This is a genomic window from Chitinophaga costaii (assembly GCF_900094705.1).
GTDB classification, from domain to species: Bacteria; Bacteroidota; Bacteroidia; order Chitinophagales; family Chitinophagaceae; genus Chitinophaga; species Chitinophaga costaii.
Genome location: NZ_FMAR01000017.1, coordinates 13,660 through 28,279, shown reverse-complemented (window position 1 = coordinate 28,279; position 14,620 = coordinate 13,660). Strand labels below are relative to the sequence as shown.

Below are 14,620 nucleotides of genomic sequence, written 5' to 3'. Positions count from 1 at the left end.
TATAATACTTATGGATATAAAAAGAAACACCCGTGTCGCTATTAGCAGCACGGGTGTTTCTTTTTATGTGTACAGGAATGCTTTAATTGCTGCCCATGCTCCAGGCAACGGCGGCATCGAAAAGTTTGAGACCATCTTTCGTCAGGAAAGGAAAGGTGGCATTGTTCAGGCAGAACATTACGCGTCTTGCAGGTGCCAGGAAATCGTAATCCATGGTGGCGCCTTTTTCATAGCCGTAAATAATGGCTTTGTCCGGTTGTCCGGGGAAGGTAGCGATAATGGAGGCGCCAAGTCCTGGTTTGCCCCAGCCTATAGGTTGGTCGCCTTCAAAAGCCACAGCTGTTCCGGCAGGAAGGCCAGCGCTCAAAGGATGTGGCGCATTTACTAACCAGATATAGTGATCTTTTTCTCCCTTGCCGAAATCTACCTCGCGGTGCTTGCCTGTGTAGCGCAGATCATCTTGCAGGTCGCTTTCCCACATCAGGATGGGGATCTTAACATCCTTGTATTTGTCGCCGATAGCCCGGGCGCTTACATTGGCGGAAATAATGACCAGGTCTGCACCATCGGCGGCTGATACGGGTTCTGCTGCATCCACAAATTTTACGGTATATCCCAGGGAATCCAAGTAGAACTTTATTCTTTCGTCTATATTTTTTTGCACATAGGCTGCACGGTACACATAGCTGATGCGGCCTTTAGATTTGGCTTTGGATTGGGCGTCTACTGGATTAGTCGTCCATAATATAGCAAATAATACTGCTGGTAAAAACACGCTTAAACTTCTCATGTCGAAAATTTTGTTTTTATTTATGTTGATTTTTGTCATTAAAATTTCAAGGCTACACTTCCCAGAAAGCGGGCAGGTGGCTGTGGGGTGAGACGGCTAGACCAGGCCTTCTCGCTGGTCAAGTTATCGACCTTTACGCTGATCCTGAATTTAGGCTGATCGTAAAATATGGTAGCGTCAAACATAGCGTAAGAGGGTATGATGGTTTTTGCTTTAATGGTATTAGTTTGGTATGACATGCTGCCGGTATTGCCACCAAAACCTACACCTAATCCTTTGAGGTCGCTATGTGTAAATTGATAGCTTACCCAGAAATTGAACATTTTTTCTGGACCAGAAAGTGCGGGCCGCAGGCCTAATACGGAGGAATCTGCTTTTGTAAATTTACTTTTGTTCAAGGCATAACCGGCGATAATGTTAAGGCCATCCACCGGATTGGCGGTAATATCTACTTCTAAGCCTCTGCTGTATTGGGTGCCATCTTGTATAGAATAGTTGGCATCGTCTGGGTCTGTACGCAGTACATCTTTTACATTAATATTGTAGTAACTCACTGTACCCACCAGGCGATGTTGCAGGACGTCTGCCTTTATGCCGTATTCATACTGGGTGCCCTGTTCTGGTTTAAAGGAAACGCCATTTTTATCGCTACCACTTACGTTAAAAAATCCGCTCATGTAATTGCCAAATACGGATAGTTTATTTTTAACTATTTCATACACAAGGCCCTCTTTATGGGATAGCGATGTTTGGCTGTAAGGCCCGGCTATAATGCCTCCAACGCCAATGCCACCCCCGGTTTGTCCGGTGATGATATTATATACGCCGTTGTATTTGTAATTATCCACGCGCAAACTGCCCATAACCAATAAACGGTCGGTAATATTCAGCACATCGGAGACATAAGCTGCATAAGTATTGTCGCTGTTTTTCTCCTTGCGTGGATTGCCAGAGGAGGTGAGTGAATCGAGTGTAAAGCGGGTAACCCGGTAGGTGCTTGGTGTATGGATGAAATTAACAGTAGGCCCGTTTACCGTTACCCTATCGAAATTGTTGTAATTGTTATAATAATCCAGTCCCACCACCATGCGGTTACGTAGTTGGAATATTTTAAAATCACCGATAAAGTTTTGTTGTAAATCTGTTGCGATGAAATTGGTGTTACCAATAATTACGTTGGCCCGGAGTGTACTGTCGGACCGGCCATTGAGCGCTGTTATATACCCGTCGATGGTGGAGCGAGCCCTGGAAAATACTGTTTGCGATGTCCAGGAGCCGGAGATTTTATAATTTATCTGGCCAAATATATTCATCATTTGGGTCGTGTAGTATACATCGTCCCCGAGGAAGGTTTTATTATAGGGATATTGGATGTCTTTAATAGATTGTACTTTTTTGCTGCCGGTATAAGGATCGAAACGCACTACAGAAGTGCCTTTTGCCCGGCCAAATTCTACATCCAGCAGTAACGATAGCCGATCGTTTACCTGGTAAGAAAAACTTGGAGCCAGGGATACACTATTGGTGTAGCCATTGTCCTGGAAACTCTTTTCGAAAGTGGTGGCGCCATTAATGCGAAATAGCGCGGTTTTGTCTGTATTCAGGGGGGTATTGTAATCCAGGGCTAAGCGGTTGTAGTTCCAACTACCGCCGGTATAGGCTACTTGCCCGCCCGTACCGTTAAAAGGCTTTTTGGTAACCCGGTTAAAGAGTCCACCATAGCCACTGGATACGCTGGTACCAAATAGGGTAGTGGAGGGGCCTTTAATGGCTTCCAGCCTTTCCAGGTTACAATTGTCGATAAATGAAAAAGCGGCACCGGCTACGCCATTTCTTGCATTGGGTTCCAGGGTGAAGCCTCTCGATAAAAATGTGGCACGGCCCTGGTTGGCAATTAACGGAATACCGGCTCCGGGTACGTCTTTGGCTACGCTGCCCAGGTCTACCGCCATTTGCTCCTGAATCAGGGCACTGGGTACAGTATTATATACTTGTGGGTTTTCCAGATTTTTAAGTGGAAGACGGCTGATAAAATTACTTTCTTTATTGGAATATTTATTTACCCGGCTAAGCACCCGCACTTCCTGTAAGGCCACAATATTTTCGCCAGATAACTGATAGTTCACCACACTTACCTGGTCGGCCTGTACGGTTGCTTTCAATTCTATTTTCCGTGCGCCCAGCATTTGAATGCGTAGCGTATAGGTGCCAGGGTGGATGTCTTCAATATTATAATTTCCGTTTTTATCGGTGAGTGTGTTTTTGTTCAGTTCCTTGATAGAAATGGAAACCAGTTCCAACGGAATACTGTCTACCGATATTAATTTCCCCGTGATAGAGCCTAATCCTTTCTGTGGCGCAGGGTTTTCATTTTGAGCCTGTGCACGGATAACCGCGCAAACTAATAGCCATATAATAATTGCGATTCGCCCTTTCCTCATCTTTAAATTTTTTGCAAAGAACGGATGTGATCGGCGAGATAACTTTCTTAATTGGGAAAACAGTTTACGCAATGCGGAATATTTTCGGGCATATTCAAATTTAATCGCCTCACGGTTTGCGGATATAAAGGGAAGAAAGGTAATGAATGCTGGATTAAGCACGGATAGACAAATTTATCTGTACTTTCCATCCTTTTTTTTATAGTTTTGCTCTCCTCCATGCATTTTTAGCCCTCCCTATTACAGATAAAGTTTCCTGTGGACAATACATAAAAAAAACAGGTAGATATTTAGGTATGAAAGTTAAAAAATATAATTTCCGGAAATTTTGTAACGATGTGCATCTCTGGTTAGGTATGGCCAGCAGTATCGTACTTTTCGTAATATGCCTCACCGGAACTATTTTTGTATTTCACACTGAAATAGAGAAGTTGCTGTACCCTAAATGGTTTAAAGCTCAAATGGATGATGGTAAAAAACGTAGTCCTGACGAGCTCATTGCCACGGTGGAAAACCACACCAAGGGAAAAGTAGTAATATTCACCATCCCGGCTTCGCCCGATGAAGTGTGGATGTTTTCCGTAAAGAATAAGCCTGCAAATGCGGGTATGCCGGTGCAGCAGGTCAGCCCAACACCTGCAATGGGAAATGCGGAAGATGCTGCCCAGGAAAAGAATAAAATATATTATGTAGATCCATACACAGGGGAGATAACAGGCGTAGACAAAAGCCCCGCCGGGGAGTTCTTTCGCACGGTGGAGGATATTCACCGTTGGTTTTTTGTAGGGAAGCCGGTTGGTAAAACGATTGGTGGTACTGCGGCAATCATATTTGTGTTGCTTATTATTTCAGGTATCGTTATCTGGTGGCCCCGTAAGATCAAACACTGGAAAGAAGGATTTAAAATTAAGTTTTCGGCCAGGTGGAAACGGGTTAATTATGATTTGCACCGGGCCTTAGGCATTTATGTGTTTCCGGTCATATTATTATCAGCCATCACCGGTCCTGCCTGGTCATTCGAGTGGTATAGATCAGGATTCAGCAAATTGCTGGGAAGTGAAGTGTTGAAAAAAAAGGAAGTAAAGACTAAGCATCCTGCTGCCAAAGCTGCGCCTGCCGAAACAATTACTTATGCGCGGGTGCTGGAGTTGGCAGATTCCTGTATTAAAGCACAAAGCATTACCGTCGTTACACTTCCAGCCGAAAAGGGGGCTGCCATTTCTATTGCTAAAACCCATGTTGGTTTTTTAAATTTGTCGGCTATCGATAAAATACAAATAGATCCCAGCACCGGCACTGTTTTAAAAACCATGCTTTTTTCTCATCTCACAATTAGTGCGAAAATTGCCACCTCCTTCCGCGCTATACATGTGGGTGAAATATTTGGTTCTTTATCTAAAATTATATACTTCATTGCCTGCCTGCTCGCCACCAGTCTCCCCATATCTGGCATACTGGTATGGTATAATAAGTGGAAAAAATAAAGCTTCGACATTTATTTTAGGCAGGTTCGCTTTCCCCTGCACGGAAACTGGGCATTAGTAAGCTTTATCCTTGGCGTGGCTTTAAGTTTAATACAGCAAGGTAGGTTAGCCTATGCCCACATATATAATTTATTAGTGCCATTATTACCTTGCTAGTGCGGTCTTCACAGCTGTGCCACCAGGCATAATTTATAAATTCAGGCATACAATTCCTGGAATTTAATAACTTTAATGAGCAAAGGTGCCGCTTGGCCCCATGATTCCACGTTCGATGAAGAAAATCTTATCAGGTTTTTTATTATTATGCTGTGCATTAATGCCTTGCTATGGGCAGTTGAGTAATTATGTGGTAAAGCAATTCAATAATACCGATGGCCTTTCCAGTAGTTATGTGAACCGTATTTTTCAGGATAGCGATGAGCTACTTTGGTTTGCAACCTGGGATGGGTTAAATGTGTATGATGGATCCGCTTTCCATGTGTTTAACTACAACCGCCAGGGTATGGGCAATACGCTGGGGAGCAATGTTATTTACCAGCTCACCGAAGACAGGTTGCATCATATTTGGCTGGGCACAGCAGAAGGTGTTTCCAAATATGAGAAAAGCACGGGGCGCATCAGCAACTACTTGTACGATCTGCCGCATTCGGCGGTGAATGGTTATTTCCTGGCACTGGATAGTGTGGGCACCATTTATGCGGCCCGTATAAACAGTGCATCGGTGAGTTATTACGACACCGCGACCGACAAATTTTATCCTTGCTCAGTGTCGGGGTTATCTGGCATGGGCGTGCGAAAAATGGCCTTCGACCGGCAAGGGCGTTTGTGGATATTCACAAATGAAGGCCTGCAGGTATATCATAAGGAGGGTCACCATTTTTATGCTATCAAAGCATTTCCGTTTGCCCGCCATGTAGACAACCTGCTATTTACCAACGGTCATATCTTTTATACCACTACACAGCAAGAACTTATCCGGGTAGACGACGATCTGCACATTCAAACAGTACTTTCGCTACAGCACCCTGTACGGTCCATGACCTTTTACCAGGACCATTACCTGCTGGCGTGGAATACCAAAGGAATAGGCGCGTATGGCCTGGATTTTAAACCAGATGACTTTTTATTGAACGAGGTGCCACTGTTGAAAAATACGCGGATCAATAATCTTTTTACTGGGGTGGAGAAAATGTTGTGGTGCGGTACGGATGGCGGCGGCATTGTTAAGATTGCAAAGCGGGAGAATTATTTCACCACCGTAAGTAGGGGTGGTAAGCCTTTAATAAATGCGCCGGTGCGAGCCTTCTGTAATGTGAATGGAAGGGTGTGGGCTGCTGCCAAGGGTAATGGAATTATAACTTTGCCGGAAGGGAATGGGTTGCCCATATTCACCCCGGAAGAAGCCGCGGATTACAATATTTATGCAATGGCCAGTGGCCACGATGGCCTGGTGTACATTGGGTCAGACGGGATGGGGCTTTCTGTTTACGATCCTTTCATGCGGAAAACCTGGCATTGGAAAACAATGGCGGGTACTAGTGGTATGGCGCTACCCGGTGCGGTGCGTACCATTTTATGTGCAGCCGATTCTAGTATTTGGATGGGCCTGAGCGCGGGTGGGCTGGTACATCTAAAATTAATGCGGGAAGGTAATGAACTGCACATTACGCAATGGCAGCGGTATCCATATAACGGTGGCAATACAGGCCCTGGCAATGACGTGATCAACGCACTGGCCCAAAGTGCCGATGGTTTATTATGGATAGGATGTCGCTTCGGTGGCTTAAGCGTATTAGATCCACGCAGCGGAAAGTTTACCACCTTCAGGGCGGGCGCTTATGCTGGCAGCCTTTCTAATAATGACGTGCTGTCGCTTTACTGCGACCGGCAGGATCGCATGTGGGTGGGTACCAGTTATGGACTGAACTGGATGTATACGAAAGATATTCATCAGGCTAACCCCAGGTTTAACACCTTGAACATAGAAGATGGGCTGCCCAACAGTACCTTTCACGCCATTGCCGAAGATGCGCAAGGAGGCATCTGGGTAAGCACCAATAACGGGTTAGCGCAGATAGATCCGCAGAATGGTAAAACGGTGCAATTCCGCATGGCGGATGGATTGCAAAGTGATGAATTTTGCGATAATGCTATCTGGAAAGATGATGCCGGGTACTTGTATTTTGGGAATGTAGCCGGGTTCAATTATTGTTTGCCTGCTAAGATGCATTTTTCCCACAGGCAATCGAACTTGCTACTCACCGATCTGCAATTGGGGGGACATGCGGAAAATGAAAACAGCATCCAGGTGGTCAATATGAAACACGCGCTTCCTGCTCCGCATTTTAGTTTGCCACGCCGTAATAATTTCCTGGAATTCCGGGTCAAAACGATCAATTTTTCCAACAAGCAAAAGTCGCAGTACGCTTATTACCTCGAAAAATATGATAAAGTATGGCACTACCTGGGGCCCGACCGGCGCATTGCTTACAGTAATATTCCGCCAGGCAACTATAAAATGATCATCAAATGGTCGAATGGAGAAGGTACCTGGAACAATGGAGTAACGGCCTTTTATCTCACCGTGCAGCAGTACTTCTGGCTTACCTGGCCAGCCTTCCTGGGATATTGCTGCCTGCTGGCCCTGGGGGTATACGCGGTACATATTTACCGGCGGAACAAGTTACAAATGCAGCACAAGCTCACCATGGAACATGTGCTGCGTGAAAAAGATGAAGCACTGCACCAAGAGCAATTAAATTTTTTTACAAACATCGCCCACGAACTGCAAACGCCGCTTACCCTCATTACCGGATCGCTGGAGCTATACCAGCAACCCGATAGTACCCCGCATTTTTTGTCTATCGTAAACCAACAAGCATCGCGGCTGAATTACCTGGTTTATCAGCTCCTGGAATTTCGAAAGGCCGAAGCGGGGCATTTAAAAAACCGTTATAGTTATTTAAATGTTTCGCAATTGCTCACCAATATTGCCGCCCTCTTTACGCCTTTGCAGGAGAGACACAATCAGCAATTTTTGGTAGATATTTTACCATTGCCCGACTGTTGGATGGATAAAGACAAATTTGAGAAGATCGCATTTAATTTATTATCGAATGCATTTAAGCATACACCATCCGGCTGCGAGATTCATTGTTCATTATGTGCCAAAGACGATTGCCTGGAATTGGTAGTTGCCAATGCAGGAAACACCTTGCCCCAGGCAGATATTGAAAAACTGTTCAATAAGTTTTTTGTTACTGGCAATACGGAGCCTACCCGGGTGAGTACCGGTCTGGGGCTTGCCCTTACCCGGCAGTTGGTAACTTTGCTCAATGGGCATATCCAGGTGGCTTGCGATCATAACTGGATTTATTTTACGGTAACCCTGCCTGCAAAGGTAGTCCCTGCCATGGAAGAGCGGCTGGCCGGCACGGTGGCGCCGACAGAACAGCCTTCTCATTTGCTGAAAACAATGACCGACGCGCCACCCAAGCCCGCGCCCGACAACCGGCAAGCTTTATTGGATGGGCTGGGGCAGGAGCAGAAAAAAAGTATCCTCGTGGTGGAAGATGATCCAGATATCCGGTATCTATTGAACGATCTGTTTAAGGAAGATTACATCGTATTTGAAGCGGGTAATGGGCGGGAAGCGCTGGACCTGATGAACACTGTAGTACCCAACCTGATCATTGCGGATATTATGATGCCCGACATGAGTGGTCTGGAACTGTGTAATACCTTAAAGCATATGGCCGCTACCTGTCACATTCCATTTGTAATGCTTTCTGCCCGCAGCACGATCGATCATCAAACAGAAGGGTACGAGGCCGGCGCCGATGCTTATATTCCTAAGCCTTTCCACACGGGCCATTTACAAGTGCGGGTGCGCAAGTTATTGGAATACCAGGAAAAGTTGCACACCCTGTTCCGCCAGGATCGCGTCATTAATCATTTGTCCAATACCGGGATGAAGGAGGAAGACAAGGCTTTCCTGGAACAAACCATCCGGTGTATTAACCAGCATATCGATAACGAAGCGCTGGATGCCGCCCTGCTGGAAAAGTCGCTGGCAATGAGCAAGGCCTATTTTTATCGCCGGGTAAAGGCGCTCTCCGGTATGACCCCGGGCGAATTGATCAAAACGATCCGGCTGCAACATGCCGCCCAGTTGCTGCAAACCACGGATATGACAGTGGCGGAGGTGTTTTATAGCTCCGGTTTTAGCAACCAAAGCCATTTTTTCCGGGAATTCAAGAAGAAATACCAGACCTCCCCCAGCGAGTACCGGGCAGGGTTCGTGAGCCGGTAATCAGGTAATAATGAACCACTTGTAGACTATAGTACTGTAACCGGAGACTGTGGTACAGTACCCCAACCCCTTTCATGCAGTATTCTTGTGGTATAAAATAAACCACGTTAGGCAGCCGCCTGCCGCAAGCTACTGTTATGAAACTGAACCTACCTTCTCTGGCTCTTTGTAGTCTCCTATTATTATGGAATGCCGTGGATGCTTTCGCGCAAAGCAATAATACTTATAGCACGAAAGGCTGGTTTGGCCCCCCGCCACCCCCATTTTCGCCCGTAGTGGCGCCAGACCGGCATATTACTTTCCGCCTGAAGGCCCCGCAGGCTAGTTCCGTGCAACTAGTGTTCGGTGAGTGGGACCTGCGCCCCCAGGCCATGCAGCGCGATACGGCGGGCACCTGGCAGCTTACTATTGACCCCGTGGCGCCGGGCATTTATGCTTACAATTTCCTGGTGAACGGGGTGCAAATGCCGGACATGAATAATCCCGAAACGAAGAGTGGCACCCAGTTATATGCCAGCATTGTGCAGGTGCCAGGCAACCGGCCCCGCTTCGACGAACGGCAGCAGGTGCCACACGGAATATTGCAAACGTTACATTATCAGTCTACCGCACTACAGCGCCTGCGCGGACTGCGGGTATACCTGCCCCCAGGTTATTTTGAGCAGCCAGCACGGCGTTATCCCGTGTTGTACCTCCGGCATGGTGGCGGGGATGATGAAAATAGTTGGACCCAGCCTGCCGGTAGTGCAGACGTGATCCTGGAAAATCTCATTGCCAGCAACAAGGCTGTTCCGATGATTATCGTTATGACCAATGGCTTAATCGACGGCACCTGGGCCGGGGGCAGCTCACCGGAAGGGGTGAAAGCCTTGCAGCAAGAGCTACTTACTGACGTTATTCCCCTGGTAGAAAAAACATATCATACCCTGCCCGGTCGCGATAACCGCGCCATTGCCGGCCTTTCTATGGGTGGTGGTCAATCCATGCTCATCGGCCTGCGCAACCTCGATCGGTTTGCATGGATTGGCGAGTTTAGCTCGGGCCTGCTAAGCGATAAAGATTTCAAAATAGACGAAGCATGGCCGGGAATTGTAAATAGTAGTCTCAATGAAAAATTGCACCTCTTGTGGATAGGCTGTGGTACTAAAGACCCACGGATACCGGGACACCAGGACCTGGTGCATGCTTTATCGCAGCGAGGCGTTCGCTACGAATACGTGACTGTAACGGGTGGGCATGAATGGTATGTGTGGCGCGTAGAGCTCAAAGGACTGCTGGAAAAATTATTTAAAACACCCGTAGTGTACGATCAAGCCGTGCAGCTACGCGACGAACAATAACGGATGAAAAAAATTATTTTTTGCTGTTTCTTATGGACACTGGGCGCCCACGCACAAACGCCGCGGGTGCTGGTATTCAGTAAAACGCTGCGCTACCATCATGTGTCTATTGCCGCAGGTAATGTGGCCATTCAGCGGCTGGGGCTGGAAAACGGCTTCCAGGTAGATACCACCACCAATGCCGCCTATTTTACAGAAGACAGCCTGCGCCATTATGCCGCCGTTATTTTTTTAAGTACCACCGGCAACGTACTGGACACGGCACAGCAGGCCGATTTAGAGCGGTACATACAGGCTGGTGGCGGCTATGTAGGTATTCATTCCGCATCGGCTACAGAAACCGACTGGCCCTGGTATGGGCACCTGGTAGGGGCTGTTTTCAACGGTCATCCGCCGCAACCGGTACCCGGTACTGTGGTGGTGGCAGCTGTAAATCACCCCGCCACGCTGGGTATGCCGCTGCGCTGGCAGCGTACGGACGAATGGTATAATTTCCGCAACCGCATCGACTCGTTACAGGTATTGTTACTGGCCGATGAAACTACATACGCCGGCGGTACCAATGGTACTTACCACCCGCTTGCTTGGTACCATAACTACGATGGCGGCCGGTCTTTCTATACGGCCCTTGGGCACTTGCCGGAGCATTACCAAGATTCGCTGTTCCTCCATCATGTGTTGGTAGGTATTCAATATGCTATCGGCCAAAATCATCTTGATTACGGTAAGGCATATACGAAACGTATTTTACAATAATTATCTATTATTTTTTACCAATATGCCCCTTGCACCCTGTAGGCGTGTATGGGTAGGGCTGCTCATTCTATATAGAAAATGAAATATTGTTTAGTGATGTTGTTGTTTATGACTAGCATGGCCAAGGCGGTTACCCCGCGGGTGCTAGTGTTTTCCAGGACCAAGGGCTGGCATCATGCGTCCATTCCCACTGCTATTGCGGCTATTCAAAAGATGGGTGCCAACAATGATTTTATAGTAGATACTACTACCGACGCCACGCGGTTTAATGACGATACACTCCGGCAGTATGCAGCGGTTATTTTTTGCAATACCACGGGTAACGTACTGAATGGCGTACAGCAGGCTGCTTTTGAGCGATACATACAGGCTGGTGGTGGGTATGCAGGTATTCACGCTGCTGCCGATACGGAGTACGATTGGCCCTGGTATGGAAAGCTGGTAGGTGCCTGGTTCGAAAGTCATCCGCTGAACCCTGGCGTACGCAGGGCCACAATCGATGTGAGCGACAAAACGCATCCTGCTTCGCAATCCTTACCCGATCGGTGGGAGCGCAGTGATGAATGGTATAATTTTAAATCGTGGTACCCGGGTATTAAGGTACTGGCCAGCCTGGATGAAAATTCTTACGACGGCGGCACTAACGGTAGCTATCACCCCATAAGCTGGTATCATACTTTTGATGGTGGACGTGCATTTTATACCGGTGGCGGTCATACCGAGGAAAGCTATAGCGAACCGCTTTTCCTGGCCCATTTACTGGGCGGCATACGGTATGCTATGGGCAATGGAGCTCCGCTGGATTATACAAAGGCTTATGCAAAAGTAACACCCGATCAAAATCGATTTCAGAAAACCATCCTGGCGGGAAATTTAAATTCGCCCATGGAACTGGCCATTGCAGCCGATGGACGGGTATTCTTTACCACTTTATTCGGCAATTTGTACTGTTACGAGCCACGTCAAAACCGCACCCGGTTGGTCTATAAATTCCCGGTAAGTAATGTGGGTGGTACAGGTCTTATCGGCATTGGCTTGGATCCGCAGTTTATGCGCAATGGTTTCCTGTATTTGTATTATGCCCCCGGCGGACAAACGCAGGAACCCATTTATTTCCGCCTCTCGCGTTTTTCGCTCGTGAACAATGCCATCAATGTGCGTAGTGAAAAAGTAATGCTCAAAGTACCGGTACAAAAAAACAGCGGCTCTCATCATGGAGGCTCTATCGCCTGGGATCGCGCGGGCAACCTGTACCTTTCTACCGGCGATGGTTCTAATCCCTTTCCCTCCGATGGCTATGCGCCGTTGGATGAACGTCCGGGACCCGCTCATTATAGTCTCGATTCGCAACGCGGCGCGGGCAATACCAACGATTTCAAAGGAAAAATACTCCGTATTCATCCCGAAGCAGATGGTACCTATACCATCCCGGCGGGCAATCTTTTTGCGAAAGGGACCGATAGTACAAAGCCGGAAATTTATATCATGGGTACACGCAATCCCTACCGCATAGCCCTTAATCCCAAAACAGATGTTCTTTATTGGGGTGATATAGGGCCCGATGCGGGGAAAGATAGCGAGCGGGGACCAAGGGGCTATGATGAATTTAACCAGGCACGTAAAGCAGGCAACTTTGGCTGGCCTTATTTTGTGGCTAACAACTACGCCTATGCAAAATGGGATTTTGCCAAAAACATAGCAGGCCCTAAGTTCGATGAAAAGGCTCCGGTAAACAGCTCTCCGAATAATACTGGTCTGCGTGTATTGCCGCCCGCTATGCCGGCCATGATCTGGTATCCCTATGCGGCTTCCCCAGAATGGCCGGAACTCGGTGTAGGGGGCCGTTGCGCGATAGTAGGTGCTTTCTATACGGATGATCCGCATAATCACCATCCAAACAAATTTCCCGATTATTACGATGGCAGTTTATTCGTGGCCGATTGGATGCGCAATTGGGTGATAGCGTTACGTTTTGACAGCCAGGAAAATTATGTGCGCAACGAGGCGTTTATGCCGGCCAACGGTGATTTTCGCCGGCCCATCGATATGGCTTTTGGTCCGGATGGTCAACTGTACATGCTGGAATACGGGTCGGTATATGGCGCGGCCAATGAAGATGCTCACCTGGTTCGCATTGCTTACAACCGGGGCAACCGACCGCCCATAGCCAAAGCGGGTATTGTAGACAGTGCTGCCATGGCACAAAACAATGCCCGTTCTTTTCTCACCACAGACCGCAAGCAAGTGCCCATGTTGCGAAGCATCAGCGGGCAGGCCCCCTTGCAGGTAGCTTTCAGTGCCCAGGGTAGCGCTGATTTCGATGACGATGATACTATTACTTATCATTGGAATTTTGGCGCAGACAGCGCCCGTGCTGTGTACACTTACACAAAGCCTGGTATTTATAAAGCGATACTCAAAGTGACCGACCAGCAAGGGCTTTCCGCTACTGATACGCTGCTGGTAAAAGTGGGCAATACCGCACCTCAGGTGAAAATTGTTGCCGACAATGTTTCTTTTTATAAACAGCCCTTCCATTATCATGTAAGTGTAACAGATGCTGAAGATAAACAGATTGCACCGTCGCGCATTAAAGTTACGTGTGAATACCGCGCCACACCAGGTGCAGCTTATAATGCAGGCGATCAGGCCCCTGCTCCGGTAAGTTTTCCCGGCAAAAGCCTGATGGCAGCCAGCGATTGCAAATCGTGCCACCTGTTAAACACCGCAGCCGTGGGACCAGATTTTATCGCCATTGCCAAGCGATATAAAACGCAAAAAGGGGCGGTGGAAAAACTGGGAGCAAAGATCATTCATGGCGGCGCAGGTGCATGGGGTACGGATCACGTGATGAGCGCACATCCCCAGTTATCCACGGCGGATGCGCAGGAAATCGTGAAATACATTTTTTCCTTAACCGACAAACCAGCCCAACGTGCGAAGACGATCCCAGCATCGGGTACGCTGGTGTTAAAATATAATGAAGCAGAGCCCCAGGGCCAGTATATCATTGCTGCCAGTTATACAGACAAGGGGGGGCGTGTGGTAGGTCCCCTCACTGGCAGCGACATAATTACGCTGCGCAACCAGGATGTAAAGGCGGTGTATGCCGATGCTTATGTAGGCTTTCCGCGCTTCCGTGACAAGCTTTCACAAGGTGGCCACAAAGCATACCTGCTGTTAAAACAAGTGGATCTTTCCCACATCAAACAGCTCACCTTGTCGTATGCTTCACAAGATGGAGGAGGGCAGGTGGTAGTACGCCTCGACTCGCAGGCTGGTCCTGTGTTGAACAGTACCTCGTTTCAGGCTACTGGTGGTTGGGATACTTATGCGCGTATAGCTGTTCCGCTTACACAGCCAGTAAGCGGAAAGCACGATGTATACATCTATGCGGTTAAAAATTCCCTACCTAATGATGCCATTCTTCGCTTTTCTGATGTAGTGTTCGAATAAAAAAAGTATTGCTTCATTTTATACTTCTTTAAAATACCAAT

7 protein-coding genes are annotated in these 14,620 nt (G+C 47.7%); 5 read left to right on the top strand and 2 right to left on the bottom strand.

Annotated features, from left to right (window positions below):
- Window positions 1–82: 82 nt before the first annotated feature.
- Together GA0116948_RS18355 and GA0116948_RS18350 are read right to left on the bottom strand one after the other, a co-directional pair.
- On the bottom strand, window positions 83–790 hold the full coding sequence (locus GA0116948_RS18355) for a hypothetical protein (protein WP_089715064.1): 708 nt from the start codon (window positions 788–790) through the stop codon (window positions 83–85).
- A 38-nt stretch (window positions 791–828) separates the two neighbouring features.
- Entirely contained in the window at window positions 829–3,231 is a 2,403-nt protein-coding gene (locus tag GA0116948_RS18350) for a TonB-dependent receptor (protein ID WP_089714919.1), read from the bottom strand.
- Window positions 3,232–3,527: 296 nt separating this feature from the next.
- On the opposite strand from GA0116948_RS18350, the gene GA0116948_RS18345 reads away from it, so the two are divergent.
- The 5 genes from GA0116948_RS18345 to GA0116948_RS18325 all read left to right on the top strand — a co-directional run bounded on the left by GA0116948_RS18345 (window position 3,528) and on the right by GA0116948_RS18325 (window position 14,579).
- A complete protein-coding gene (locus GA0116948_RS18345) occupies window positions 3,528–4,715 on the top strand; it encodes a PepSY-associated TM helix domain-containing protein (RefSeq protein WP_089714917.1) in 1,188 nt (395 codons plus the stop codon).
- 346 nt (window positions 4,716–5,061) lie between these two features.
- A complete protein-coding gene (locus tag GA0116948_RS18340; RefSeq protein ID WP_165798380.1) occupies window positions 5,062–9,027 on the top strand; it encodes a hybrid sensor histidine kinase/response regulator transcription factor in 3,966 nt (1,321 codons plus the stop codon).
- Between the two features lie 137 nt (window positions 9,028–9,164).
- Window positions 9,165–10,367: an esterase gene (locus GA0116948_RS18335; RefSeq protein WP_089714911.1), complete on the top strand. Its 1,203-nt coding sequence runs from the start codon at window positions 9,165–9,167 to the stop codon at window positions 10,365–10,367.
- A 3-nt stretch (window positions 10,368–10,370) separates the two neighbouring features.
- On the top strand, window positions 10,371–11,123 hold the full coding sequence (locus tag GA0116948_RS18330; RefSeq protein WP_089714909.1) for a ThuA domain-containing protein: 753 nt from the start codon (window positions 10,371–10,373) through the stop codon (window positions 11,121–11,123).
- Window positions 11,124–11,201: 78 nt separating this feature from the next.
- The gene (locus GA0116948_RS18325; protein ID WP_089714907.1) at window positions 11,202–14,579 is read left to right on the top strand and encodes a ThuA domain-containing protein; all 3,378 of its coding nucleotides are present in this window, start codon (window positions 11,202–11,204) and stop codon (window positions 14,577–14,579) included.
- Window positions 14,580–14,620: the final 41 nt, after the last annotated feature.

Excerpts from the sequence above, each read along its gene's own strand:
- GA0116948_RS18325 (WP_089714907.1), top strand. The coding sequence starts at position 11,202 with ATGAAATATTGTTTAGTGATGTTGTTGTTTATGACTAGCATGGCCAAG.
- GA0116948_RS18350 (WP_089714919.1), bottom strand. The coding sequence starts at position 3,231 with ATGAGGAAAGGGCGAATCGCAATTATTATATGGCTATTAGTTTGCGCG.
- GA0116948_RS18330 (WP_089714909.1), top strand. The coding sequence starts at position 10,371 with ATGAAAAAAATTATTTTTTGCTGTTTCTTATGGACACTGGGCGCCCAC.
- GA0116948_RS18335 (WP_089714911.1), top strand. The coding sequence starts at position 9,165 with ATGAAACTGAACCTACCTTCTCTGGCTCTTTGTAGTCTCCTATTATTA.
- GA0116948_RS18345 (WP_089714917.1), top strand. The coding sequence starts at position 3,528 with ATGAAAGTTAAAAAATATAATTTCCGGAAATTTTGTAACGATGTGCAT.
- GA0116948_RS18355 (WP_089715064.1), bottom strand. The coding sequence starts at position 790 with ATGAGAAGTTTAAGCGTGTTTTTACCAGCAGTATTATTTGCTATATTA.